Source organism: Mesorhizobium sp. WSM4830 (genome assembly GCF_055811495.1).
In genome coordinates this window covers 68,158-93,254 of the sequence record NZ_JBVVQI010000020.1, presented here as the reverse complement: position 1 = coordinate 93,254, position 25,097 = coordinate 68,158, and the positions used below count along the sequence as shown (strand labels likewise).

The following is a 25,097-nucleotide window of genomic DNA, read 5'->3' as shown; positions in this document are numbered from 1 at the left end:
TGGCAGGGTCCGAAACTACCGGCTATGCGGCGCGTTCGTCCGGACGCCGATCAACCCTGACGATCTCATTGAAAGCATCGAGATCGACATAGAAGACCTTGGTGATCTCCGCGATGAGTTCGTCGTGTTCATACCCCTGCGATTTCAGAATGTTGATGGCTGTTAGGATGTCGACGCGCTCCGTGAGCCGTCGTTTCTGGTAGTCCTCGACATAGCGCTCCATCGACTGGCCCTGGCTCCCAAGCACCCGAAATGTTGGACGACAACAGATCGCTGGAAGGGAACGGCTTGCGCGCAAGCGTGCCGACGCGGGCCGCGCCTTCCCCTGATCTGCCAAGTTGAAACTGGTACGGAAAGCGGCCGACTCACCAAGGCCAAGCAAAATCTAGCACGCAATCTGCAGCGCGCCAGAGTTGCAAAGTAATGGAATCAATAAGAATTCAGACAGTCAGGAATTTGCGGACGTCCGCACGGTCGAGATCCTCGGCGGGGCCGGTATGGACGATCTGGCCGCGGTCCATGATGTTGACCTCGTCGGCCAATTCCCGGCAGAAATCGAGATATTGTTCGACCAAAAGCACGGCGATACCGGCCTGGTCGCGCAGATAGCGGACGGCGCGGCCGATATCCTTGATGATCGACGGCTGGATGCCTTCGGTCGGCTCGTCGAGCACCAGCAGTTTCGGCCGCATCACCAGCGCCCTGCCGATGGCAAGCTGCTGCTGCTGGCCGCCGGAAAGGTCACCGCCACGGCGCGCGAGCATCTGCTTCAGCACCGGAAACAATTCGAAGACGTGACCGGGAATGTTGCGATCGGAGCGCTTCAACGGCGCAAAACCCGATTCGAGGTTTTCCCGCACCGTAAGCAGCGGAAATATCTCCCTGCCCTGCGGCACGAATGCGATGCCCGACCGGGCGCGATCATACGCCGCGCTCCGGTCGAGCGCCTTCCCCTCGAAGGCAACGCTTCCGCTCGTCAGCCGATGATGGCCGACGATCGATCTCATCAAACTGGTCTTGCCGACGCCGTTGCGGCCGAGCACGCAGGTGATCTTGCCGGCGCCGGCCTTCAGCGAGACGCCGCGCAGCGCTTGGGCAGCGCCGTAGTGCAGCGTGGCATTGGAGACTTCAAGCATGGTCAGCGCTTTCTCCAACGCGTGAAGAACGAAAGGTCGAAATGATGGAACGGAACGCGCCAGACCATGCTTATCTCCCCAGATAGACTTCGACGACACGTTCGTCGGCCGAAACGAAGTCGAGGCTGCCCTCGGAAAGCACCGAGCCTTCGTGCAGGCAGGTAACCTTGACGCCGAGCTCGCGCACGAAATGCATGTCGTGCTCGACGACGATGACCGAATGGTCGCGCGCGATGTCCCTGAGCAGCCGCGCGGTTTCCTCGGTCTCGGCGTCGGTCATGCCGGCAACCGGTTCGTCGACCAGCAGCAGCTTCGGATCCTGCGCCAGAAGCATGCCGATCTCGAGCCATTGCTTTTGGCCGTGGCTCAGATTGGCGGCGAGCTCGTCACGCTTGTCGCCAAGCCGGATGATCCCGAGAATGTCGTCGATGTGCCGCACGTCCGCGGCCGAGCGACGATGGAACAGTGCCGGGAAGATCGAGCGCGGGCCTTTCAGCGCCAGCATCAGATTGTCCTCGATCGTGTGGCTTTCGAAGACGGTCGGCTTCTGGAATTTACGGCCGATGCCCATCATGGCGATTTCGGCCTCGTCGTGTTTGGTCAAGTCGACCTCACCGTTGAAGAAAACCTCGCCAGCATCGGGCCGCGTCTTGCCGGTGACGATGTCCATCATCGTCGTCTTTCCGGCGCCATTGGGGCCGATGATCGCCCGCATCTCGCCTTTGTCGAGCACCATCGAAAGGTTGTTGATGGCGCGAAACCCGTCGAAGGAAACCGACACGCCGTCGAGATAGAGGATGGTGTTGCTCTTCGACATCAGGCCATCACTCCGCCGGCTGCGGTTCGGCGCCGGAGGCCGACCAGTCGCCCGGCCTTCTCGCCGCCGAGCGGTCGGTTTTCGGCGGCACCGGCGCATCGGGATCGATGCCAGCTTCCTCGGCGACGGAGGCCGCCCGCAGCGCCTTGGCGTTGCCCCGCCAGGAATCCCACATGCCGATGATGCCCTTGGGCAGGAACAGCGTGACGGCGACAAATAGTCCGCCCAGCGCAAACAGCCAGAATTCCGGCAGCACGCCGGTGAAACAGGATTTACCGGCATTGACCAGAAGCGCGCCGATGATCGGTCCGACGATGGTGCCGCGCCCGCCGACGGCCGCCCACACCACCACCTCGATCGAATTGGACGGCTCGAATTCGCCAGGGTTGATGATGCCGACCTGCGGCACGTAAAGCGCACCGGCGATGCCGGCCATCACCGCCGACACGGTGAAGGCGAACAGTTTGACGTTCTCCGCCCGCCAGCCGAGGAAGCGTGTGCGGCTCTCGGCATCGCGCACCGCCATCAAAAGCTTGCCGTACTTGGATCCGACGATTGCCCAGGTGACGAAGACGGCGAGCGCCAGCATGATGGCGCTGGCCGCGAACAGCGCCGAGCGCGTCATGTCGGCCTGCACGTTGAAGCCTAAAATGTCCTTGAAATCGGTCAGGCCGTTATTGCCGCCGAAACCCATGTCGTTGCGGAAAAAGGCAAGCAGCAGCGCATAGGTCATCGCCTGGGTGATGATCGACAGATAGACGCCGGTAACGCGGCTGCGGAAGGCGAACCAGCCGAAGACGAAGGCGAGCAAGCCGGGCACCGCAAGCACCATGACCGCCGCGAACCAGAAATGGTCGAAACCATACCAGAACCATGGCAATTCCTTGTAATTCAGGAACACCATGAAATCCGGCAGCAGCGGATTGCCGTAGACGCCGCGCGAGCCGATCTGGCGCATCAGATACATGCCCATCGCATAGCCGCCGAGCGCAAAGAAAGCGCCATGGCCGAGCGAGAGGATGCCGCAATAGCCCCAGACGAGATCGAGCGCCAAGGCGAGCAGCGCGTAGCAGAGGTATTTGCCGGTGAGCGCGACGATATAGGACGGCACGTAAAACGCACTTGTCGGCGAGACCGCAAGATTGAGCAGCGGCACGATGATGGCAACCGCCAGCAGGATGAAGATGGTGATGGCGACGCGGCGGTCGGCGCCGGCGGCAAAGAAGCGTCCCGTGATCATGCTTCCACCGACCTGCCCTTGAGCGCGAACAGACCGCGCGGGCGTTTCTGGATGAACAGGATGATCAGGACCAGGACGACGATCTTGCCGAGCACCGCTCCCGCATAAGGTTCGAGGAACTTGTTGACGATGCCGAGCGAAAAGGCGCCGACCAGCGTGCCCCAAAGATTGCCGACACCGCCGAAGACGACGACCATGAAGCTGTCGATGATGTAGCCGCGGCCGAGATTGGGCGAGACGTTGTCGATCTGGCTGAGCGCGACACCGGCGATGCCGGCAATGCCGGAGCCGAGTGCAAATGTTAGCGCATCGACCCAAGGCGTCCTGATACCCATCGAGGCGGCCATGCGGCGATTGGCGGTGACGGCACGCATCTGCAGCCCCCAGGGCGTGCGTTTCATCACGTAGAGCAGCACCGCGAACACGCCGAGCGCGAATACCAGGATCCAGAGCCGGTTCCATGTCACGGCAAGCTGGCCGATATTGAACGAGCCGGACATCCATGACGGGTTGCCGACCTCCTGGTTGGTCGGCCCGAAGATGGTGCGTACGGCCTGCTGCAGGATCAGCGAAACACCCCAGGTCGCCAGCAGGGTTTCGAGCGGCCGGCCGTAGAGGAAGCGGATCAGCCCGCGCTCGATGATAAGGCCGACGAGCGCCGCTACCAGGAAGGCCAGCGGCAGGGCAATGACCAGCGACCAGTCGAACAGGCCGGGAAAGGAATTGCGGATCACCTCCTGCACGACGAAGGTCGTATAGGCGCCGAGCATGACCATCTCGCCATGCGCCATGTTGATGACGCCCATGACGCCGAAGGTGATGGCCAGGCCGATCGCCGCCAGCAGCAGCACCGATCCGAGCGATATGCCGTACCAGATATTCTGGCCGGCATCCCACAGCGCCAGCGTCGAATTGATGTTGGCGATCGCCGCCGTCGCCGCGTCCTTCACCGCACCTTCGGAATTGGCCTCCACCGAAGTGAGCAGCGACACCGCATCGCGGTCGCCGCGCGCGCCGATAAGCGCGATAGCCGCCAGTTTGTCGGCCTCCGGCCTGTCTGAAACGAGAACCGAGGCGGCGCGTGCCTGTTCGAGCAGCGCCTTGACGCTTGCCACGCTCTCATTGGCGATCGCGGTGTCGAGCGGCTCGATGTTCGCCGCGTCCGGCGTCTTGAACATTGTGTCGGCGGCGGCAATGCGTACGGCCGGATCCTTGGAGCCAAGCGTCAGCGTGCCCAGCGCGTCGCGGATAACGCGGCGCAGCGTATTGTTGACCTTGATCTTGGTGATGTCGGCCTTGGCAGCTTCGCCCGATTTTTCGCCGGTGAATGCATCGAGCAGCTCGATGCCGCCGCCGCTCTCCTTGCCGACAAAGACCAGTGAATCGGCCTTGCGGACGTAAAGGCTGCCCTCCGCAAGCGCGGCAAGCGGCCGTTCTACGGCTGGATCGCCGGATGCCGCAAGCTCGCGCACCACGGCTTCGATCGCCGGAAAATTGGCAGCGGTGGCGAATTTGGCGATGACAGCGCGCAGATCGGCTTCGCTGGCGTTCGACGGCGACAGCGTCCCCAGGAGGAGCAGCAGCATCAGGCCAATCGCGCGGATCAAGATCATTGGTTTCTGGTGGCTGTTGAAGGTTGAATGTCGCCTCCGGGCAGGCTGGAGGAGGAGCCTGCCCGGAGGCTTGCGGGTCTGGGAGGACAGACCGGGAGGATCAGTTGGTTCCCTTGCCGCCGCATTTGCCGGTGGCAACGTTGAAGTTGCCGCAAGACAGAGGCGCGCGCCAATCGGAGATCAGGTCCTTGGAGTCAGGCAGATAGTCGGACCACTCGTCGCCCATCACCAGGCCCGGCGTCTGCGAGACGGTCTCGAACTGGCCGTCGGCCTGGATCTCGCCGATCAGCACCGGCTTGGTGATATGATGGTTCGGCATCATGGTCGAATAACCGCCGGTCAGGTTCGGCACCGAGACGCCGACCATGGCGTCGATGACCTTGTCCGGATCGGTGGTACCGGCCTTCTCGACCGCCTTCACCCACATGTTGAAGCCGATATAGTGGGCTTCCATTGGGTCGTTGGTGGTGCGCTTGTCGTTCTTGATGAACTTGTGCCAGTCGGCGATGAACTTCTTGTTCTCGGGCGTATCGATGCTTTCGAAATAGTTCCAGGCGGCGAGATGGCCGACCAGCGGCGCGGTGTCGAGACCGGCAAGCTCTTCCTCGCCGACCGAGAAGGCCATGACCGGAATGTCCTCGGCCTTGATGCCCTGGTTGCCGAGCTCCTTGTAGAACGGCACGTTGGCGTCGCCGTTGACGGTCGAGACGACAGCGGTCTTCTTGCCGGCCGAGCCGAACTTCTTGATCGCCGAGACTTCGGTCTGCCAGTCGGAAAAGCCGAACGGCGTGTAGTTGACCATGATGTCTTCCGCAGCAACGCCCTTTGCTTTCAGATAAGCCTCGAGGATCTTGTTGGTGGTGCGCGGGTAGACGTAGTCGGTGCCTTCGAGCACCCAGCGCTTTACCGAACCGCCATCCTCGCTCATCAGATAATCGACGGCCGGAATGGCCTGCTGGTTCGGCGCCGCACCGGTGTAGAACACGTTGCGCTCGCTTTCCTCGCCCTCATACTGGACCGGGTAGAACAGGATGTTGTCGAGTTCGCTGAACACCGGCAGTACCGACTTGCGCGACACCGAGGTCCAGCAGCCAAACACCGCCGCGACCTTGTCCTTCGAGATCAGCTCGCGCGCCTTTTCGGCGAACAGCGGCCAGTTCGAAGCCGGATCGACGACCACCGCCTCGAGCTTCTTGCCGAGCAGGCCACCCTTGGCATTCTGCTCTTCGATGAGCATCAGCATGGCGTCCTTCAGCGTCGTCTCCGAGATCGCCATGGTTCCCGACAGCGAATGGAGGATGCCGACCTTGATCGTGTCGTCGGCCGCCTTGGCGGGAACGCTCATCAGCAGGCCGGCGGTGACCACACCGGCCGAAAACATTTTTGCTATTGTCGAGAAACTGCCCCTCATACTTTTAAACTCCCAAGCTGGTTAACTGCATCGGAACAGACCATGCAACGGCTGTGCCAATCACCGGAGCAAGGTCGGGGGATTTGAGATTTCCCAGCTCTGTCAGTCGGTTAATGTATTAGCCGCAGGAGATGAACCTCGCCTGCTATGTTCGAAACGAGAAAGGATCATCCATATCAGCCTAAGTTTTACTCACATATAGACCAATGCCCGAATTTTGAGCAGCATCATATGAGCGCTGGCGAGGATTGCAGCGCCGGAGCGAAATGAGGCAAGCTCGAACCCTTAAGCGAGCGACGCCATGGCCTTTAGAACTTCTTGCATTTTCACCGCCATTCTTCTGCTGGCGACGACGATCGTAGCGCGCGCCGGCTTCAGCGACGGCAAGTTGCCGGACGGCTCCTATCATTGCGAAGTCTATCTGCTTGGCATGTTCCTCAGCCTCGGCGACATCACCATCAAGGGAAACGTCTATAGCGGTCCGGTGAGCTTCGGGATCCCGCCGCAGAGCTACAATTACCAGATGGATGCAGACGGCGTGATCACCTGGCTAGGTCCGCTGGGCGGCTACACCAGTGGCGGCAACTCGATCTCGCTTACGCAAGCGACGCTGGAAAGCGGAACCACCCCGTCCTTCGACATCATCATGAAGCAGCCAGACGGCGCCTTTACCGCCTCGACCTGCACGAAGCGTTGAAAAAAGTACGGCACCTGGCGAGGTTTCCCCCCGAAGCGGAAAGCCGCCTAGCTCTCCGCCGCCAGATCGAGCGCCAGCCGGGTCATATCGGTGAAAAGCCCCTGGCGTTCGGAATAGTCGGTTTGCTCGCCGGTTGCCACGTTATCGACGACGGTCAGGATCGACAGCGCCCGGGCACCGAAATCGGCCGCAATGCGGTAGAGCGCGCTGGTTTCCATATCCACGGCGAGCGCGCCCTGGGCCTGCGCTTCGGCAAAGCGTTCGCGCCCCTGCGGATGATAGAAAATGTCGCTGCAGATCGTCAGCCCGGCCCGATAGTCGATGCCGAGTTCAGCAGCCCGGGCCAACGCCTGGGCCAACAATGCAGGATCGGGGCCGGCATCGGCACGATAGAGCCCAAAAACCTGGCCGCTCTCGGCATTTTCGCCGCGCACCGATTGTGCGATCACCAGGCTGCGCAGCGCCATCTCGGCGGTCAGGCCACCGCACGTACCAGTGCGGATCAACGTTTTCGCACCATAAGAGTCCAGCAGCTCATGCACATAGACCAGGAACGACGGGACGCCGATGCCGGTGGACTGGATGCTGACAGGTTTGCCGCGAAACAACCCGGTAAAGCCGAGCGCGCCGCGGCGGCGGTTGACGCAGCGCGGCGCTTCCAGAAAGGTCTGCGCCATCCATTCAGCGCGCTGCGGATCGCCCGGCAGCAGCACCGTGCTTGCGTAGTCGCCCTTGCTTGCCTCGTTGTGTGGCGTCACGGCAGCTTTCCAAAACCCGTCGCCCGTTTCGCCTGCAATCATGGCAGCCTCGCGACATTGCGCAAGCAGAGCATTGGAAGGGTCAGGATTCCAGCATGTCCTTTACGATGGTGGCCAACTGCTTGAGCGAAAACGGCTTCGGCAAGAAGCCGAAATGCGCGTCTGCCGGCAAGTTCTTGGCGAACGCGTCTTCGGCATAGCCGGACACGAAGATAAACTTGATGTCGGGCTGCCGTTTGCGCAATTCGCCAAGCAGCGTCGGGCCGTCCATTTCCGGCATCACCACGTCCGACACCACGACGTCGACCTTGCCCCCGAGCGCTTCGTAGACTTCAAGCGCCTCGACGCCCGACGACGCCTCGTGGACGGTGTAGCCGCGCGATTTCAGCGCCCGCATGCCGCCCATGCGCACGGCGTCCTCGTCCTCGACCAGCAGCACCGTGGCCGAGCCCGACAGATCCTTGGCTGAGTCGGCGATCTTGGCAGGGGCGGCCGGCACTTCCCCAGCCTCGCCCGCCTTCCTTGCCTCCGCAATGTGCCGCGGCAGGAAGATGCGGAACACGGATCCCTTGCCGACTTCGGAATCGCAGAAGATGAAGCCGCCTGTCTGCTTGATGATGCCATAGACCATGGACAGGCCGAGGCCGGTTCCCTTGCCAACCTCCTTTGTCGTGAAGAAGGGCTCGAAGATCTTTTTCAGCACATCAGGCGCGATGCCGCTGCCGCTGTCCTCGACCTCGACCAGCACATAGTCGGCCGGAGTAAGTTCGCGGTAGGAAAAGGTCTTGCACTCTCCGGCGCTGACGTTGCGGGTGCGTACGGTGAGGTCGCCGCCGGCCGGCATCGCATCGCGCGCATTGACCGCCAGATTGACCACCACTTGCTCGAACTGCCCGATATCGACCCTGACCGGCCACAGGTCGCGGCCATGGTCGATCTTGAGCTTGATGTCGTTGCCGACCAGCCGGGCAAGCAGCATCCTGAGATCGGCGAGCACGTCGGTCAGGTTGAGCACCTCCGGCCGCAGGGTCTGCTTGCGCGAGAAGGCCAGCAACTGCCGCACCAGCGAGGCCGCCCGGTTGGCATTCTGCTTGATGTTCATGATGTCCGGGAATGACGGATCGGACGGCCGGTGATTGGTCAACAGCAGGTCCGAGGCCATGATGATGGCGGTCAGCACATTGTTGAAATCATGCGCGATGCCGCCGGCGAGCTGGCCGACCGCCTGCATCTTCTGGCTCTGCGCCATCTGGCCCTCGAGGGCCTTTTGCTCAGTGGTCTCCACGGCATAGACGATGGCCGATTCCTCGGCGCCCTCGCCACCGGTACCGTCTGCGACCGCATTGACGTAGAAGCGTATGTGGCGCTCCTCATTGCCGGGCAGCACCGTATCGATCGGCTCGATGTCAGCCTGTTGCTGGCGTGCCTTTTCGAACGCCGCGGCGAAAGCCGGCCGGTCTCGCTCGTGGATCGCCGTATCCAGTCGCACACGCCGATCGACCGCGTCGCGGTCGACGACCGAGGAAAACAGCGACAGGAACGGCGCATTGGTGCGCAGGATGCGGCCGGCATGGTCGACGCCGGCTATCGCCATCGGCGTTGAGTTGAAGAACCGCGTGAAGCGTATTTCCGATGCGCGGAGGTCGGCCGAAGCGTCCTCGCCTTGCGTCCGGTTGAGCACGATGGTGCGAGTCGGGCCGTTGAGGCCCTCTCGGCTGGCCGAGACACGATGCATGAAGCGCACCGGCAGCGCCTCGCCGGTCATCGTCGTCAGATCGAGGTCAATAACGGCATTGCGCGTGGTACCCGCGTCGGCCTTGACCGAACGGACCAGCGCCATGCCGTCGCCGGCGACGATCTCCGGCAGCGTGATGGCGCCGGGGGTGAAGCTGGCCAGGTCGATGCCAAGCCACTCCGCAAGGGTCGCGTTGATATAGGTGACGCGGCCTTCCTGGTCGGCGGAAAAGAACCCGGCCGGCGCATGGTCGAGGTGGTCGATGGCCTTTTGCAGGTCGAGAAAGAACCGCTCCTGCTCGGCCCGTTCCTGCGAGATATCGGCAAGCTGCCAGGCAAGCACGGGCAGCCGCTGGCCGGGAACGCTGAACGCGCGGGCCCGGACGCGGTACCAGCGCGCGCCCGGTTCGGCGCCTGGCCGAATGGACTGCGCGAGCCGAAACTCGCCGTCGCCCGGCTGGCCGTCCCGCAGGCCTGACGCCAGCCGGTATATGGTCACCGAGGCCTCGGGAACGTCTGAAAGCAAACCTTCGACGGTCTTGAGGTCGGCGGCCGACTCGGCACCCGTCATATCGGCATAGGTGCGGTTGGCGTAGATGATACGGCCTTTGGTGTCGGTGACCAGGAGACCTTGCGACATCGAATCGACGAAAGCTTTCGACAGTTCGTCGCTTGTCGAGCGCGGCGTGATGTGCACGAAGCCGATCGCAGTGGCGAATAGAAAGCCGACGCCGATCATCGCCAGCACGCCAAGCATGCCGAGCAGGAATGGATCGCCAAGTCGCTCGCGGAAAAGGCCGAAGACGATCGCTGCCCCTGTCAGGACGACGATGAAAACGATGAGCCGGGTGACCGCTCCCGGTCGCGTGTTCTGGTCGACGATAGGTACCGGATAGAAATCGCCGCGCGCTTCCTTGGCCATGTGCCCCCTGCTCGTGAATACCGGTGTCGGTTGAATCATATTCTCAGGGTCGGGAAAAGGCCCGGCTGCAGATGTCCGCTAAAAATGACGCCGTTCGGCTCCCAGCGTTTCAAGCTGTTCACGAAGCGTGAAAGGCAACTTGCGGTGGCCTGCCGCAACAGTCTAGTGTCGCCTCTCTTCGAAAGCTGATTTTGGGGGAACCAATGCTGCAATGGCTGGATGGCGTGGCGGGTCCTGGTTATGCCGCAGCAATCCTATGGACGTTTGCAGTACTTGTCCTTCTGCTCATCATTCTTGTTATCATCAGGCTGGTCCGCAGTCTGACATTCGGAACATTCGTCGCCGGCGGCAGGAACCGCAAGACGCGGCTGGCTGTCATGGATGCCACAGCGGTCGACAGTCACCGGCGGCTGGTGCTGGTGCGCCGCGACGATATCGAGCACCTGCTCTTGATCGGTGGTCCGACCGACGTCGTCGTCGAGCGCGACATCAGGCTCTCGGCGCTGCGCCGCCCGGCATTGACCGGAGACAACGGCCACCAGCCGGCAGCAAGGCCAGCTCAGACCACAGCCGCGCCGGCGAGGCAAGCGCCGCCGCAGCCGGCAAGCGTGGCCGCAACCCCTGTCCGAGCCCGCCAGACGGCGACGATGCCGGTAACAATGCCGGCGCCGGCGCCGAAACCGGCATCGAACGTCACACCCTTGCCAAGTTATGGATCCGTCAACGCCAATGCCTCGCGGCATGCGCAGCCGCCGGTAAGACAGGACTCCCCGGCAAGATACGAGCCGCCGGCACAGCATGAGTCGATTGACGATGCGCTGATGAAGGAGCTGGAAGTTTCCCTCGACGAGCCACGCTTCAGCCAAACGCCGAGCAAGCCGGTGGCGAAGGCATCGCCCTCTCTCGACGACGAGATGACGAAGCTCCTCGGCGAGTTGTCCAATCAGAAAAGATAGGCCGATAGCGAACGGCCAATGAAAATGGCCGGAAAACCGGCCATTTTGAACGCTTTACCGATGCCGCTGTTTTTCCCGGCGACTCAGTCGTCGCGGTAGACCTTCTCGCGCCGCTCATGGCGCTCCTGTGCCTCGATCGACAAGGTCGCGATCGGGCGCGCGTCGAGCCGCTTCAGCGCGATCGGCTCGCCCGTCTCCTCGCAATAACCGTAAGTGCCTTCGTCAAGGCGCTGGAGGGCGGAATCGATCTTCGAGATAAGTTTTCGCTGGCGATCGCGGGCGCGAAGTTCGATGGCGCGGTCGGTTTCCGAGGAAGCGCGATCGGCGAGGTCGGGGTGGTTGGCGTTTTCCTGCTGCAGGATTTCGAGAGTTTCGCGCGCTTCGCGCAAGATGTCGTTCTTCCAGGTGACGAGCTTCATGCGAAAGTAGGATTTCTGCCGCTCGTTCATGAACGGCTCGTCTTCGGAGGGTACGTAATCGGCGGTAACGATATCGTTCATTCGACTCACCCAACAAACCCCAAATTTGGCGCCTATATATTCGCGGACCGAAAGCTGCACAAGGTCAATCGACGACAGTTTCACGCAATTGTTAGTCCCGGACAAACCAGCATCTGCGATGCCCTTTTTGCAAAGAATACGACCGAATCCGTACATGATTCGCTATGCTTGAGGGGCGCTTGCCATTGCGCACCGAGCTCTTCTGATGGCAAATCCTGCGGCGTGTTGACGGGTTCGGTGCCCGGCACAACGGGGATCCGGTGACCAGACTTTACCTGCTGAGGCATGCGAAGGCCGGCTGGGCGCTGCCTGGCGTGGCTGACTTCGACCGCCCGCTCGATGCATCCGGCTTCGCCGATGCCGAAGCGATGGGCGTGCTGATGCGTTCCCGCAAATACGCACCGGGCTTCACGCTTTGCTCAAGCGCCAGGCGCGCCCGCCAGACGCTGGAAAGCTTGGCTGGCCATGCGGATACGGGCCGGGTGCTGTTCCTTGACACGCTCTACAACGACGATGCCGCCGCGTACCTCGCTGCCATCCGGCAGAATGGCGGGCTGGATGCCCTGCTCGTCATCGGCCACAATCCGATGATTGAGGATCTCGCCATAGCGCTCTCAGGCGACGGCGAGGAGACCGCGCGGGCCATGCTGAATCACGGCTTCCCGACCTCCGCACTTGCGGTGGTGCGGTTCAACGGCAGTCTTGCCGCGGCTGCGCCGGGCGCCGGCTATCTCGAAGCCTTCCTGACGCTTGCCGATATCTGAGGCCATTTCAAAGCCGCGCATCAAAGCCTATATCGGGTCCTGACCGGCCCGCGAGAACAGATTTTGGCATCATCGCTGACGACTTTCACCGACGAGGCGAAGATTGCCTTGGATACGTTGTCAGGCCGCGCTGCCGGGCTTTTCGCTCCGTCGCTGCGTCTTGGCGTGACCGGGCTGTCCCGCGCCGGGAAGACGGTGTTCATCTCGGCCCTTGTGCACAATCTGGTGCATGGCGGACGCTTGCCGCTGTTTGAGGCACAAAAATCGGGGCGCATCGCCCGCGCTTTTCTGGAAGAGCAGCCGGACGACGCCGTACCACGCTTTCAATACGAGGATCACATCGCGGCTCTTGTCGACGATCGCGTCTGGCCGGATTCGACGCGTGCGATTTCCGAGCTGAGGCTCACCATCGAATACGAATCGGCCTCTGGCTGGAGCCGCATGTTTTCCGCCGGCAAATTGTCGGTCGACATCGTCGACTATCCCGGCGAATGGCTGCTCGACCTGCCACTGCTCGGCAAGTCCTACGCCGATTTTTCGCGTGAGGCCTTCGAGATGGCCGTGTTGCCGGTGCGTGTCGATCTTTCGAGGGAATGGCGGACGCTCTCCAATCCGGTCGACCCCAGCGCCGATGCCGACGAAATGACGGCGCGCCGTCTCGCCGAGAGTTTCGCCGCCTATCTCAAGGCCTGCAAGCTCGACGATCGGGCGCTTTCGACCTTGCCGCCCGGCCGCTTCCTGATGCCCGGCGATCTTGAAGGCTCGCCAGCTCTCACCTTCGCGCCACTGCCGAATCCGGGCGGCCGACGCGCCCGCTCGGGATCGCTGCAGGCTATGATGGAGCGGCGCTACGAGGCTTACAAGACCCATGTCGTCAAACCGTTCTTTCGCGAACACATCACGCGTCTCGACCGGCAGATCGTGCTCATCGACGCATTGCAGGCATTGAATGCCGGCCCCGGCGCGATGGCCGATCTGGAACGTGCAGTCACCGAAATCCTGTCCTGTTTCCGGCCCGGCCGGGGCAACTTCCTGACCGACCTGTTTTCGAGGCGCATCGACCGCATATTGGTGGCCGCGACCAAGGCCGACCATCTGCACCACGAAAGCCACGACCGCCTGCAGGCGATCGTGCGGCGGCTTGCCGACCGCGCCGTGGCGCGGGCGAATTTCACCGGCGCCGACGTCGACGTCGTCGCCATGGCGGCCATGCGCGCGACCCGTGAAGGCACGGTCAAGCAGGGCCGCGAGACTTTGCCGGTCATTATCGGCACGCCATTGCGTGACGAAAAAATCAATGGCGAAACCTTTGACGGAAAGACCGAAACAGCCATATTTCCCGGGGACTTGCCGGAGAAAATTGATGCGGTGTTCGACGTTTCCGAATCGGCCCGCCGGCAGAATAATGACGACCCCGCGATCCGCTTCGTGCGCTTTCGCCCGCCGAAACTCGAGCGCACCGCCGAGGGCGTCACGCTCTCGCTGCCACATATCAGGCTCGACCGCGCGCTGCAGTTCCTGATTGGAGATCATCTCGCATGAGTGCGCCCCGCAGACCGGCGGCCTTTCGCATCGAGCCGGAGCCCCAGCAGAAGGAAGATCCGACGGCTCGCCGTGCTGCGTCCGAGGCCGCGCCGGCGCGAAAGCCGCGTACCGTGAAGGCGGATCTTGCCGTGGTCACACCGGCGGAGACCGACGTGTTCGACGAGCCTGATATCGTCGCTGCCGAACCGCCGCCGGCGATTGCGCCGCGAAAACGTTCGCTGCTTGGCAGCCTGTTCTTCGGCGCGCTGGGCGTTCTGGTTTCGCTCGCCGTCGGCCTCTGGACCGACCAGCTGATTCGCGACCTGTTCGAGCGCGCCGAGTGGCTGGGCTGGCTGGCCGCCGGTATGGCCACGATCGCCATCCTGGCGCTTCTGCTCATCCTCGTGCGCGAGTTTATGGCGATTGCCCGCCTTGCCGAGGTCGAAAAGTTGCAGAAGCGGGCGCTCGATGCGATTGCCCGTGACGATTCGAAGACGGCCCGCGCCGTGGTCGACGAGTTGTCGGCATTTGTCGCGGCCAAGCCCGAAACCGCGGCTGGCAGGCGCTCGCTGGCCGAATTGCGCGGCGAGATCATCGACGGCGGCAATCTGGTGCGGCTGGCCGAGACCGAGATCCTCGGGCCGCTCGATGCCCGCGCCAGGGTGATGATTCTCGAAGCGGCGAAGCGCGTCTCCCTGGTGACCGCTGTCAGCCCCCGCGCGCTGGTCGACGTCGCTTATGTCGTGTTCGAAGCCGGCCGGCTGATTCGCCGCCTGGCGGAACTTTATGGCGGCCGCCCCGGCACGCTTGGCTTTTTTCGCCTGGCGCGCAGCGTTCTGGCTCATCTCGCGGTCACCGGATCGATCGCCGTCGGCGACAGTTTCGTCCAGCAGATCGTCGGCCATGGCCTTGCCGCCCGGCTCTCGGCCAAGCTCGGCGAAGGCGTCGTCAACGGCATGATGACTGCGCGCATCGGCATTGCAGCGATGGAAACGGCAAGGCCCCTGCCCTTTTACGCTGTCAAGCGGCCCGGATTGGGCGATTTCCTCTCCGCGCTGACCTCCTTTGCAGCAAAGAAAGAAAAAGAAACATCCGCTTCCGGAACGTGACTATTGCCTTGGGGTGACAAAGCATTAACCAATCTTGTCCATGGTCGGAAGCGTCCAAACCAGTCTCTTTGTTGCCGGGTGTCGTCGATGAAAAGCGTTATTCTGTCCAGCGGGCTGCCCGTGGCGCTCGCGCTTGTCGCAACCGTCGGCATTGCCGGAAAGACCTCGGCGGCGGAACCGGACAAGCAGTTCTTTCGATCGGTCGAAGGCAAATGGGTCGGCCCCGGGGAAATCGTTGCCGGCAAATACAAGGGCACGAAATTCACCTGCAGCTTCATCGGCTCGACGCCTGACGGCAAGGTCGGCATGTCGCTCGACGGCGGCTGCCGGGTAGGCATGTTCACCCAGCAGATGTCGGCAACGATCGAACACAAGGGCCGGCAGGGGTACAAAGGCAGCTTTATGGGCGGGGCCGCCGGCTCCGGCCTCGACATTATCGGCGGCAATGTCGTCGATGCGCACAAGGTGGTTTTCACCATCAACCGCAATCAGTTGCGCGGCGTTATGCAGGCGCTTGTACCCGACGACAATTCGATGACGGTGACCGTTGCCGTGCGCGTCGACCAGCAGCTGGTCCCGGTCATCGGCATGAAGCTGAAGCGGATCGATGCAGTCGAGGTCGGCTCCATAACTCCGAACTGACTTTCAGCGTGAGAAAGGCGGCGGCCAAACGGCGCCGCCCTCTTTTGATTTGCAATTAGCGCTCAGCCCTTGATCGCGGCAATCACCTCGTCATAGGCCTTGCAGGCCTCGGCCGCTGTCGTGCCGCCCTGATATTGGGTTGTGACCGCTTGGACCTTGGCCCCGAGGTCGGCTGCCTTGGCTGGATCCTTGATAATCGCAGCCTGAAGTGCCACAGTCATATCCTGTGCCTTCTTGGTCAGCATCTCGGTCGTGCACTCGGGTGCCTTCGAACAGGCAGAACCGGCAAGCGCTGCGATGCCAACGGCAACCAGCAAGAACTTCTTCATGTCAGTCATCTCCTCAAAAAAGGGCCGCGACTTGATCGTCGCTCGCCCTCCACTGGCCGAAGCCGGGCGTCCTTAGCGCCGGATCGCTGAAACAAGCAACGCCAGGCACTCCATTATCCTGTACAGTGCGCCTGCAATATCGCCTTCACAATGCGCCGCATTCGCACTGTTCGATCCGCCCCGAAGCCCCTATCTTGGCCGCTTGTTGCAAGAGAGCGGAATGGCAGGCATGGCGGCAGAGGCATCGAACAGCGATCTGATCCAGGTGGTGGCGCTGCTTGCCGCCGGCGTCGTTGCGGTACCGATCTTCAGGCGCATCGGACTTGGCTCCATCCTCGGCTATTTGACGGCCGGCGTAGTGATCGGCCCGTTCGGGCTGCGCATCTTTTCCGAATCGGAAGCCATCCTTCATGTCGCCGAACTCGGCGTCGTCATGTTCCTGTTCATCATCGGGCTGGAGATGCAGCCGTCACGGCTATGGGGCATGCGCCGCGAGATTTTCGGGCTTGGCGCGCTGCAGGTCGGCGTCTGCGCGGTCCTGCTGACCGGCGTCGGGCTGGCGGGAGGTTTTCCTATCGCGCAATCCTTCGTCGCCGGCGCCGGTTTCGTGCTCACCTCGACGGCAATCGTCATGCAATTGCTGGAAGAACGCGGCGAACTGGCCACGCCCAAGGGCCAGCGCATCGTCTCGATCCTGCTCTTGGAAGACCTGGCCATCGTGCCATTGCTGGCGCTGATCGCCTTCCTCGCGCCGGGCGGCGCCGATATGAGCCTGTCGGATCGGTTGACGGAGGTCGGCATCGGCCTTGCCGCGATCGTCGGGCTGGTGCTTGCAGGACGCTATCTGCTCAATCCGTTCTTCCGTATCCTGGCGGATGCGCGCGCCCGTGAGGTGATGACCGCCGCCGCCCTCCTGGTCGTTCTCGGGTCAGCGCTTGCCATGCAGCTTTCCGGCCTGTCGATGGCGATGGGCGCCTTCCTGGCCGGTGTGCTTTTGTCGGAATCGACCTTCCGCCACCAGCTGGAGGCCGACATCGAACCGTTCCGCGGCATTCTGCTCGGGCTGTTCTTCCTCGCCGTCGGCATGTCGCTCGACCTGCATGTGGTCGTCGTCAACTGGCAGCTCATTGCCATTTATGTCGTCGCCTACATGGCGATGAAGGCGATCGGCATTTATATCGTCGCCCGCGTCCTCAAAACCGGTCACCGGGAAGGGCTCGAGCGCGCGGTCTTCATGGCGCAAGGCGGCGAATTCGCCTTCGTCCTCTATTCCGCAGCGGCAGCGGTCGGGATCATCGATAGCCAGGCCAATGCGATGCTGACCGCCATCGTCATCATTTCCATGGTGCTGACGCCGTTGGCAATCATAGCCCTGCGGTATCTAACACCGCGCGACGAGCAGTCGCTTGAAGGCGTCGATGTCGCCGAGGGCCTGACCGGCAGCGTGCTGATCATCGGCTTTGGCCGGTTCGGCCAGATCGCAAGCCAGCCGCTTTTGTTGCGCGGGATTGATGTGTCGATCATCGACAATGAGGTCGAGATGATCCAGGCGGCGGCCGATTTCGGCTTCAAGGTCTATTATGGCGATGGCACGCGGCTGGACATCCTGCGTGCCGCGGGAGCCGGGCGCGCACGCGCCGTGCTGATCTGCGTCGACAAGCCCGATGCCGCCGTGCGCATCGCGGAACTGATCAAGGCGGAGTTTCCCCTGCTGACGGTGCTGGCGCGCGCCTTCGACCGCGGCACGGCGTTGCAGCTCATTCGTGCCGGCGTCGATTATCAGCTCCGCGAGACGTTCGAATCGGCGCTCGTCTTCGGCGGCTCGACCCTGGAAGCCCTCGGCGTCGACCCGGAAGAGGTCGCCGAGGTAGTCGAGGACGTCCGCCGCCGCGATGCTGCCCGTTTCGAACTTCAACAGGCTGAAGGCATCCGCGCCGGGCGGCGCTTCCTCAAAGGCAATATCGGCACGCCCATCCCGACGCCGCTCAGCACGCCACGGCGCGCGGGCCAGGCGCTCAACGAGGAGACCGCCGGCGTGCTGCAGAAATCCGAGGCGGCCGATTGAACATTGGGAAGACGCGAATGATGAACGAACTGGACGAGCGCGCTGTCTCCGTCACTGGATTCTGGCGCGACGCGGGGGAGGACGCGTGGTTCGAGAAGAACGACGCCTTTGATACCGACTTCCGCACCCGGTTTTTCGATCTGCACTTCGCCGCCGCCCGCCGCGAATGCGACGGCTGGTCCGAACACGTCGAAGGGTCGCTGGCACTGATGATCTTGCTCGACCAGTTTCCGCGAAACTGCTTTCGCAGCACCGGCCACATGTACGCCACCGACCCGCTGGCGCGGTATTTCGCCGGGAAGGCGATCGCTGCCGGCCATGATTTGGCGCTCGACGAAGAGCTCCGCGTTTTTCTCTATCTGCCCTATGAGCATTCGGAGGACCTCGCCGATCAGCTCAAATCGGTGGAGCTTACCGCCGCCAAAGCCCCGACCTATCTGAAATATGCGATCGAGCATCGCGACATCATCCAGCGCTTCGGCCGCTTTCCGCATCGAAACAGGATGCTTGGCCGCGAGACGACACCGGACGAACAAATGTTCCTCGACGGAGGTGGGTTTTCCGGCTGACTTCGGCCATCGATGGCGGCAGCGTCAAGCCTTCCACCAATCGCGGCCCGACGGCAGCCGTTCAATGCCCGATGTGTCGACGGCGGCTAGCCGCTCCGACACGCTCTTGCCGTCGACCACAAGCTCCGGCGCAATTTCTGCCAGCGGTGCCAGCACGAAGGCGCGCTCCAGCATGCGCGGATGCGGCACCTCCAGTCCGGTCTCGTGGATGATGCGGTCGCCGAACACCAGAATGTCGATATCGATCAGGCGCGGACCCCAGCGTTCCTCGCGCACCCGCTTCAGTTTTCGCTCGGCGTCGAGGCAAAGGTCGAGCAAAGCCCGCGGCGCGAGCGCGGTCGAGATTTCGGCCGCCGCGTTGAGGAAATCCGGCTGATCGAGCTTGCCCCAGGGCGGCGTGCGGTAGAGCGACGAAACGGCAACGACGCGCGTGCTCTCGTTGGCATCCAGAATGCCCAGTGCCGCAGCCATCGACTTCGCCGGATCACCGAGATTGCCGCCAAGGCTGAGATAGACGGTGTTGTTGTTGTTACTATTCTGGCCAGACAACGGTCACCTCGACATGATCGAGCACACCCGGCACCGGGGCGTTCGGCTTGCGCACGGTAATCTCGGCCTTTTTGATCTGCGGAAACCGCGCCGTCAGCGCCCTCGCCACTTCGAGCGCCAGCGCTTCGATCAGAAAGCGCCGTTCGCCGGTAATGATCTTCTCGATGACAGCAAAAGCGATGCCGTAATTGACGGTGTCCTCGATGGAATCCTCGACCAGCGCTCGCCCGGGATCCACCGTGAGCGCCGCATCGACATAAAAGCGCTGGCCGAGCGTCTCTTCTTCGTCGAGCACACCGTGCCGGGCAAAGAAGGCGCAGTTCTTCATGCGGATGACATACATGGCTCAGCTTTCCCCGATCTCACGTGCCAGCATAGCATCGGCGATGGCCAACGCGTCCACGTTGATTGCGACATCGTGGACGCGAAAGAGATGCGCGCCTTTGAGCCTCAGGATGACGCTGGTGGCCGCGGTCCCGGCACCTCTTGCGGCTGCGTCGCGGCCGGTGACGGTGCCGATAAAGCGCTTTCGCGATGTGCCGGCCATCAGTGGAAAACCCAGCGCATGAAGTTCGGAAAACCGTGCCATCAGGTCAAGATTTTCCGCTGCCGTCTCCTTGGCGAAGCCGAAGCCCGGATCGAGCACGATATGATCGTCGGCAACACCGCTCCGCCGCGCGATTTCCAGTGACTTCCTGAGGAAGAAGAGCTGATCGGCAATCACGTCGGGCAGTTTCTGCCGGTCCCGACCCGTGTGCATGGCGACAAGGCCGGCGCCGGTTTCGGCCGCGACGCGGGCAATGCCCGGTTCGCGCTGCAGGCCCCAGACGTCATTGACGATATGTGCGCCGGCTTGGACGGCAAGCCGGGCCGTGTCCTCGCGATAGGTATCGACCGAGATCAGCGTTCCGCCAGACGTCGCGAGCGCCTCGATGACCGGCAATATGCGGGCCTGCTCTTCCTTTGCGGAGACCGCAGACGCCCCGGGACGTGTCGATTCTCCGCCGATGTCGATGACGGAGGCGCCCTCCTCCACCATGCGGCGCGCCTGGGCCACCGCTTTTTCCGGGGCGTCGAACAGGCCGCCGTCCGAAAAACTGTCCGGCGTGATGTTGAGGATGCCGACAACCACGGCCTTGCCGCCAAGGTCGAGATGGCGTCCGTGCGCCAACTGCCATCGCCCTGTCATCATTGCCCATCAACCATGTTCGATCCCGCGGCGTGGCTAGGGATCAATTCCGTTGCGCCGGAGACGGCGGTAAAGCAAGGTGGGCAAAGAGGCAACACGATGAAACGATCCCTCCTCTGCGCCCTGATGCTCGCTCTGACCGCATTCCCGGCCGGCGCCGCAACTCTCGTCAAGACATATAGTTATTTCCCGATCGGCGGCAGGACGCTCGACGACATCGAGACCCAGCTGTCGAAACTCGGGCCTCAGGTGAGAAGCACCGGGTCGCGGCATCCGGGCGCCACCCAGATGGCGTTCACCACCCGCGTCAGCTATGCGCAAAAGCCGGGCTCGTGCTGGATTGCCGACGCTGTCGTCACCGTCAAGGTCAAGGTGATCCTTCCCGAGTGGCGCCGCCCGCGCAAAGCCGATGCCGGCGTCAGGCTGTTCTGGGATACGTTGTCCGCCGACATCAAGCGCCATGAGGAACGCCACGTCGAGATTGCCAAAAACCATGGCCGCGAACTCGAAGACGCCTTGAAGGCGAGCTACCCGGAAAACACCTGCGAACTGGCCAAAGCCAAGGCCGCGAAAATCACGGCGGCCATGCTCGCCAAGCACGACCAGGAGCAGATGCGCTTCGATCGTGTGGAAAGCGTCAATTTCCAAAGCCGCATCCTGCGGCTTCTGCACTATCGCATCGAGCGCATTGAGAACGGCCGGCTCGCACCCGGCTGATCTCCGCGTCGTTGGACAAAGCCAATTTTGCCGAAACATAGTGCCAGCTTCGGAAAACTTTCGAGCCGCTGTCGAAATCGGCCTATAGCGAACGACATATGCCAGGTTCGCAGGGATCAGCCTCCGGCAAACGCCAATCGGCGTACTGGATGCTTCCCAGCCCGTCGCGGAAGTGCACGCAGGCATAATGGATGAACAGATATGGACCAGGCTGTCGACAAGCAAGCGATGGTGGAAACCAGCGCGCCGCTGACCGAAACCGAAAAAAACGCCATCATCGGCGGCGTGCTTTTGTCGATGCTGCTGGCGGCGCTCGACCAGACCATCGTCGCGCCGGCGATGCCGACGATGGCACGTCTGCTCGGGCACGCCGAATATCTGCCATGGATCGTGACCGGCTATCTTCTGACCGCGACCGCCGTGGCGCCGCTCTACGGCAAGATCTCCGACATTTATGGTCGCCGGCCGACCGTCTATGCTGCAATCCTGATCTTTCTCGCCGGGTCGCTGGTTAGCGCCACGGCGCCCAACATGCTGGTCCTGGTTGTCGGCCGGGCGATCCAGGGCGCTGGAGGCGGCGGTCTGTTCGCCCTGACGCAGACGGTGATCGGCGACCTCGTGCCGCCGCGCGAGCGGGCCCGCTACGCCGCCTGGATCTCGGGCACCTGGGCCGTCGCCAGCATCGCCGGGCCGCTGCTCGGCGGCACCTTCGCCGAACATCTGCATTGGTCGCTGATCTTCTGGATCAACATTCCGCTCGGCCTACTGGCGATGGCGATCATCAACAACCCGCTCAAGAAGCTGCCGATCGCCGCAAAACATCACCGCATCGACGGCCTCGGCGCGCTGCTTCTGGTCGCGGCCACCTCGCTGCTGCTACTTGCCTTGAATTGGGGCGGCAGCGAGTATCCGTGGCTGTCGCCTGAAATCTTTGGACTGCTCGCCTGCTCGGCGGTGTTCTGGAGCGCGTTCGCGCTGCGGCTGATGCGCGCGGCCGAACCGCTGATCTCGCTCGAAGTGCTCGGCAATCCGATCGTTCTCGCCGGCACGCTGTCGATGTTCCTGCTGCAGGCCGCCAATGTCGGCTTGTCGGTCTATCTGCCGGTCTACCTGCAATCGGTCGTCGGCCTGTCGGTCAGCGAATCGGGCACCGCATTGCTTGGGCTGATGCTCGGCACGGTGGCCGGTGCGACATTCAGCGCGCGAATGATCCCGCGCTTTTTCCACTATAAGCGCATTGCCATGATCGGAACTGTTTTCTCGATTCTGTGCCTCGGCGTGCTCAGCCTGGTCGCCGGGCATGCCTCACTATTGGTCGTCGAGGTGCTGACGACCTGCATAGGGCTGGGCACAGGCACGACCTTTCCGGTTGCCACCGTCTCGGTCCAGAACGCCGTCGATCGCATGCACCTTGGCGTGGCGACCGGCGTGCTCACCTTCCTGCGCTCGCTGGGCAGCGCGCTTGGCGTCGCCATGCTTGGTGCCGTCGCCCTTGGCTACGGCCTGCCGCTGGCCAGCGAAGGCACGCAGCCGGCAGGCCATGTCGCCTCGGCAATGCCGTTCGTGATGATCTTTCTTGCCGCGGCCGCGATCTTGCTGTTGTCGCTCATCACGCTCAGGCTGATGCCGGAAAAAACGCTGCGCGGCCATGCAGAGGCTGTGGCCCCCGCCCTGGCGGAGTAGACCGGCCTGACGAAAATATGGCGAGGTTCAGCCGACCACGCCGAGCTTCTTCTGCAGACTGGTCGACGAGGTCGTATACTGGAACACGATGCGCTCGCCGGGGCTGACGATGCGCTTGGCTGCCTGCGCCATCAAGGCGACCTCGTGGAAGCCCGACAGGATCAGCTTCAGCTTGCCGGGGTACCAGTTGATGTCGCCGACGGCGAAGATACCGGGCACCGACGTCTGGAATTTTTCGGTGTCGACCGGGATCAGGTTCTCGTAAAGGTTGAGGCCCCATTCGGCGATTGGGCCGAGCTTCATCGTCAGGCCGAAGAATGGCAGCATCCGCGTACACGGCACTTCGATATCGCCCTCCGGCCCCCTGATGATGGCGGAGGCGAGCTGGCCGTCGGCACCGGTCAGGCCGGTCACCTGTCCGACCTGGAATTCCAGCTGCTTCATCTCCTGCATGGCATACATCTTGTTGACGCTGTCGGGCGCTGCACGGAATTCGGGCCGCCGGTGCACCAGTGTCACGCTCTTGGCTACCGGCTGCAGATTCAGCGTCCAGTCGAGCGCCGAATCGCCGCCGCCGACGATGACGAGGTCATGGCCGCGAAAGTCCTCCATCCGGCGCACCGAGTAGAACACGCTCTTGCCTTCATAGGGTTCGATGCCCGGAATCGGCGGCCGCTTCGGCTGGAAAGAGCCGCCGCCGGCGGCGATCACAACAATTTTGGCTTCGAACACCTCGTTTTCGTCGGAAGTGACGCGGAAGCTGCCGTCCTCCAGTCTTTCCAGGCTCGAAACCATGCGGTTATAGGTGAATTCGGGCTTGAACGGCGCGATCTGCTCAAGCAGCTTGTCGACCAGACCTTGCGCCGAGATCGAGGGCCAGCCCGGAATGTCGTAGATCGGCTTTTCCGGGTAGAGTTCGGCGCATTGCCCGCCGGGCCGGTCGAGTATGTCGATCAGATGGCACTTCATGTCGAAGAGGCCGAGCTCGAATACGGCAAAAAGGCCGACAGGCCCTGCCCCGACAATGAGTACGTCTGTCTTGGTGATAGCGGTCATGAAGGATGCGCCTTTATGGGAAAACGCGCGACACTGCATGACCATTGGCCCGCTGCCAAGCGGCAGCGGCAAAAATCGGCTTCAGCCCTGGCGGGCCGGCACGCGCACGATCAGCCCGTCGAGGGCGTCGCGCACCTTGATCTGGCATGACAGCCGCGAATTCGGCTGGACCTCGTAGGCGAAATCCAGCATGTCCTCTTCCATGGCTTCCGGCTCGCCGACCTCCGCCGTCCAGGCTTCGTCGACATAAACATGGCAGGTCGCGCAGGCGCAGGCGCCGCCGCATTCCGCTTCTATTCCCGGCACCGCATTGCGGATCGCATTTTCCATGACGGTCGAGCCGTTTTCGGCATCCACGTCAAAATGCGTGCCGTCATGGGCGATGAAGGTCAGCTTGGTCATTTGTCACCTGAAGGGAGTCTGAGCCGACATAATCACTCTGGCGGACAAGTCAACTGCGGCGCGAAAGCGCCGCTGCGTGGCGTTTTGGAGATAAGTCCTATCGGCTGATGGCGGCGACGAAATCCCGCACTTCTTCGATCAGCGAGCCAAGCCGCTTCAGCGTGCTGGCGTCTTCGGGCCGGCATTCGATCGCGCTGGCGCAATCGGCAATGGCAAAGGCGCCGACCCCGCGCGCCGAGCCTTTGAGCCCGTGTGCCAATAACAGCCGCTGCCTAACATCCGCATCGACGATCTTGTCGCGCACCGACAGCGCCTGCTGCACGAATAGAGCCAGCACCTCCTGCTCGAGGCTCCGATCGCCCATCGTCTGGCGCGCAAGATGCGCCAGGTCGATCGGCCGCGCCCCGGCTGTCCCCGACACGTCGCCGCCTGGCATCGAGAAGGCAATGCCGTTTTCGCCACGTATCACTTTGAGACTCCGTTCTTCGACCGCCGCAAAAACTAGGCGTATCCGGTGGACAACGGGTTAATGATTGGCCCGGAAAAATGTCGCGATAACGGCGCCGGAATCACGGCTGTGTTAACCTTATATTTAAAGTTTTACGTATCGGCCGGAATGCATGTTTTCTTTACCCGGCTGTGTCATTACGATACGACAGGTCCATTTTCAGCCTCCTGCGCGGGACACGCTAGGCAGAATCAATAAGCAGAACCA

At 62.5% G+C, this 25,097-nt stretch carries 26 protein-coding genes; 10 read left to right on the top strand and 16 right to left on the bottom strand.

Features of this window, described 5'->3' with window-relative positions; all coding sequences use genetic code 11:
• Positions 1-22 precede the first annotated feature (22 nt).
• The 6 genes from AC0L2Y_RS23390 to urtA form a co-directional block, all read right to left on the bottom strand.
• Complete coding sequence (locus tag AC0L2Y_RS23390) at positions 23-223, bottom strand: hypothetical protein (protein WP_352491591.1); 201 nt, start codon at positions 221-223, stop codon at positions 23-25.
• A gap of 217 nt (positions 224-440) precedes the next feature.
• On the bottom strand, positions 441-1,136 hold the full coding sequence (gene urtE, locus AC0L2Y_RS23385) for an urea ABC transporter ATP-binding subunit UrtE (protein ID WP_352491592.1): 696 nt from the start codon (positions 1,134-1,136) through the stop codon (positions 441-443).
• A 70-nt stretch (positions 1,137-1,206) separates the two neighbouring features.
• A complete protein-coding gene (urtD, locus tag AC0L2Y_RS23380) occupies positions 1,207-1,953 on the bottom strand; it encodes an urea ABC transporter ATP-binding protein UrtD (protein WP_473559759.1) in 747 nt (248 codons plus the stop codon).
• Between the two features lie 7 nt (positions 1,954-1,960).
• The gene (gene urtC, locus AC0L2Y_RS23375) at positions 1,961-3,193 is read right to left on the bottom strand and encodes an urea ABC transporter permease subunit UrtC (protein ID WP_473559757.1); all 1,233 of its coding nucleotides are present in this window, start codon (positions 3,191-3,193) and stop codon (positions 1,961-1,963) included.
• Positions 3,190-4,806, bottom strand: a complete 1,617-nt coding sequence (gene urtB, locus AC0L2Y_RS23370) for an urea ABC transporter permease subunit UrtB (protein ID WP_473559756.1) — start codon at positions 4,804-4,806, stop codon at positions 3,190-3,192. Before urtB ends, urtC begins: the two co-directional genes overlap by 4 nt.
• 100 nt (positions 4,807-4,906) lie before the next feature.
• Complete coding sequence (urtA, locus tag AC0L2Y_RS23365) at positions 4,907-6,217, bottom strand: urea ABC transporter substrate-binding protein (protein WP_473559754.1); 1,311 nt, start codon at positions 6,215-6,217, stop codon at positions 4,907-4,909.
• Between the two features lie 301 nt (positions 6,218-6,518).
• On the opposite strand from urtA, the gene AC0L2Y_RS23360 reads away from it, so the two are divergent.
• On the top strand, positions 6,519-6,914 hold the full coding sequence (locus AC0L2Y_RS23360; RefSeq protein WP_473559752.1) for a hypothetical protein: 396 nt from the start codon (positions 6,519-6,521) through the stop codon (positions 6,912-6,914).
• Between the two features lie 47 nt (positions 6,915-6,961).
• On the opposite strand, the gene AC0L2Y_RS23355 is transcribed toward AC0L2Y_RS23360, so the two are convergent.
• Together AC0L2Y_RS23355 and cckA are read right to left on the bottom strand one after the other, a co-directional pair.
• Entirely contained in the window at positions 6,962-7,672 is a 711-nt protein-coding gene (locus AC0L2Y_RS23355) for a purine-nucleoside phosphorylase (RefSeq protein WP_352491597.1), read from the bottom strand.
• Between the two features lie 82 nt (positions 7,673-7,754).
• On the bottom strand, positions 7,755-10,328 hold the full coding sequence (gene cckA / locus AC0L2Y_RS23350; RefSeq protein ID WP_473559750.1) for a cell cycle histidine kinase CckA: 2,574 nt from the start codon (positions 10,326-10,328) through the stop codon (positions 7,755-7,757).
• Positions 10,329-10,531: 203 nt separating this feature from the next.
• On the opposite strand from cckA, the gene AC0L2Y_RS23345 reads away from it, so the two are divergent.
• Positions 10,532-11,284, top strand: a complete 753-nt coding sequence (locus AC0L2Y_RS23345) for a hypothetical protein (RefSeq protein ID WP_473559748.1) — start codon at positions 10,532-10,534, stop codon at positions 11,282-11,284.
• A gap of 83 nt (positions 11,285-11,367) precedes the next feature.
• On the opposite strand, the gene dksA is transcribed toward AC0L2Y_RS23345, so the two are convergent.
• Positions 11,368-11,784: an RNA polymerase-binding protein DksA gene (gene dksA, locus AC0L2Y_RS23340; protein WP_023674847.1), complete on the bottom strand. Its 417-nt coding sequence runs from the start codon at positions 11,782-11,784 to the stop codon at positions 11,368-11,370.
• Positions 11,785-12,044: 260 nt separating this feature from the next.
• Between dksA and AC0L2Y_RS23335 the strand changes: the two genes are divergently transcribed.
• The 4 genes from AC0L2Y_RS23335 (at position 12,045) to AC0L2Y_RS23320 (ending at position 15,823) form a co-directional block, all read left to right on the top strand.
• Positions 12,045-12,548: a SixA phosphatase family protein gene (locus AC0L2Y_RS23335; RefSeq protein ID WP_352491600.1), complete on the top strand. Its 504-nt coding sequence runs from the start codon at positions 12,045-12,047 to the stop codon at positions 12,546-12,548.
• Positions 12,549-12,611: 63 nt separating this feature from the next.
• Positions 12,612-14,090 (top strand): YcjX family GTP-binding protein, encoded by a 1,479-nt coding sequence (locus tag AC0L2Y_RS23330; protein WP_473559746.1) that lies wholly within the window; start codon positions 12,612-12,614, stop codon positions 14,088-14,090.
• On the top strand, positions 14,087-15,181 hold the full coding sequence (locus AC0L2Y_RS23325) for a YcjF family protein (RefSeq protein WP_473559744.1): 1,095 nt from the start codon (positions 14,087-14,089) through the stop codon (positions 15,179-15,181). The genes AC0L2Y_RS23330 and AC0L2Y_RS23325 overlap by 4 nt, the downstream gene beginning before the upstream one ends.
• 87 nt (positions 15,182-15,268) lie before the next feature.
• Positions 15,269-15,823, top strand: a complete 555-nt coding sequence (locus tag AC0L2Y_RS23320) for a hypothetical protein (protein WP_023674843.1) — start codon at positions 15,269-15,271, stop codon at positions 15,821-15,823.
• A 62-nt stretch (positions 15,824-15,885) separates the two neighbouring features.
• Here AC0L2Y_RS23320 and AC0L2Y_RS23315 read toward each other — a convergent pair whose 3' ends face one another.
• Positions 15,886-16,152 (bottom strand): hypothetical protein, encoded by a 267-nt coding sequence (locus tag AC0L2Y_RS23315; protein ID WP_473559742.1) that lies wholly within the window; start codon positions 16,150-16,152, stop codon positions 15,886-15,888.
• A 229-nt stretch (positions 16,153-16,381) separates the two neighbouring features.
• Between AC0L2Y_RS23315 and AC0L2Y_RS23310 the strand changes: the two genes are divergently transcribed.
• A complete protein-coding gene (locus AC0L2Y_RS23310) occupies positions 16,382-18,217 on the top strand; it encodes a monovalent cation:proton antiporter-2 (CPA2) family protein (RefSeq protein ID WP_473559810.1) in 1,836 nt (611 codons plus the stop codon).
• 20 nt (positions 18,218-18,237) lie between these two features.
• Complete coding sequence (locus AC0L2Y_RS23305) at positions 18,238-18,786, top strand: DUF924 family protein (protein WP_352491641.1); 549 nt, start codon at positions 18,238-18,240, stop codon at positions 18,784-18,786.
• 24 nt (positions 18,787-18,810) lie between these two features.
• On the opposite strand, the gene folK is transcribed toward AC0L2Y_RS23305, so the two are convergent.
• Genes folK through folP form a run of 3 tightly spaced genes read right to left on the bottom strand, consistent with a single transcriptional unit; the run spans position 18,811 to position 20,527 of the window.
• Positions 18,811-19,335, bottom strand: a complete 525-nt coding sequence (gene folK, locus AC0L2Y_RS23300; protein WP_473559741.1) for a 2-amino-4-hydroxy-6-hydroxymethyldihydropteridine diphosphokinase — start codon at positions 19,333-19,335, stop codon at positions 18,811-18,813.
• Positions 19,319-19,678 (bottom strand): dihydroneopterin aldolase, encoded by a 360-nt coding sequence (folB, locus tag AC0L2Y_RS23295; RefSeq protein ID WP_023674838.1) that lies wholly within the window; start codon positions 19,676-19,678, stop codon positions 19,319-19,321. The genes folK and folB overlap by 17 nt, the downstream gene beginning before the upstream one ends.
• Before the next feature lie 3 nt (positions 19,679-19,681).
• The gene (gene folP / locus AC0L2Y_RS23290; RefSeq protein ID WP_352565337.1) at positions 19,682-20,527 is read right to left on the bottom strand and encodes a dihydropteroate synthase; all 846 of its coding nucleotides are present in this window, start codon (positions 20,525-20,527) and stop codon (positions 19,682-19,684) included.
• Between the two features lie 96 nt (positions 20,528-20,623).
• Here folP and AC0L2Y_RS23285 point away from each other — a divergent pair, with 96 nt between their 5' ends.
• Both AC0L2Y_RS23285 and AC0L2Y_RS23280 read left to right on the top strand, forming a co-directional pair.
• A complete protein-coding gene (locus AC0L2Y_RS23285) occupies positions 20,624-21,241 on the top strand; it encodes a DUF922 domain-containing Zn-dependent protease (protein WP_352491606.1) in 618 nt (205 codons plus the stop codon).
• A 201-nt stretch (positions 21,242-21,442) separates the two neighbouring features.
• On the top strand, positions 21,443-22,924 hold the full coding sequence (locus AC0L2Y_RS23280) for an MDR family MFS transporter (RefSeq protein WP_352491607.1): 1,482 nt from the start codon (positions 21,443-21,445) through the stop codon (positions 22,922-22,924).
• A gap of 27 nt (positions 22,925-22,951) precedes the next feature.
• On the opposite strand, the gene AC0L2Y_RS23275 is transcribed toward AC0L2Y_RS23280, so the two are convergent.
• From AC0L2Y_RS23275 to AC0L2Y_RS23265, 3 genes are all read right to left on the bottom strand, one after another.
• Entirely contained in the window at positions 22,952-23,980 is a 1,029-nt protein-coding gene (locus tag AC0L2Y_RS23275; RefSeq protein WP_352491608.1) for an NAD(P)/FAD-dependent oxidoreductase, read from the bottom strand.
• A gap of 81 nt (positions 23,981-24,061) precedes the next feature.
• The gene (locus AC0L2Y_RS23270; protein WP_352491609.1) at positions 24,062-24,382 is read right to left on the bottom strand and encodes a 2Fe-2S iron-sulfur cluster-binding protein; all 321 of its coding nucleotides are present in this window, start codon (positions 24,380-24,382) and stop codon (positions 24,062-24,064) included.
• 97 nt (positions 24,383-24,479) lie between these two features.
• Positions 24,480-24,848, bottom strand: coding sequence for an Hpt domain-containing protein (locus AC0L2Y_RS23265; protein WP_292660938.1), 369 nt, complete (start codon positions 24,846-24,848; stop codon positions 24,480-24,482).
• Between the last annotated feature and the right edge of the window lie 249 nt (positions 24,849-25,097).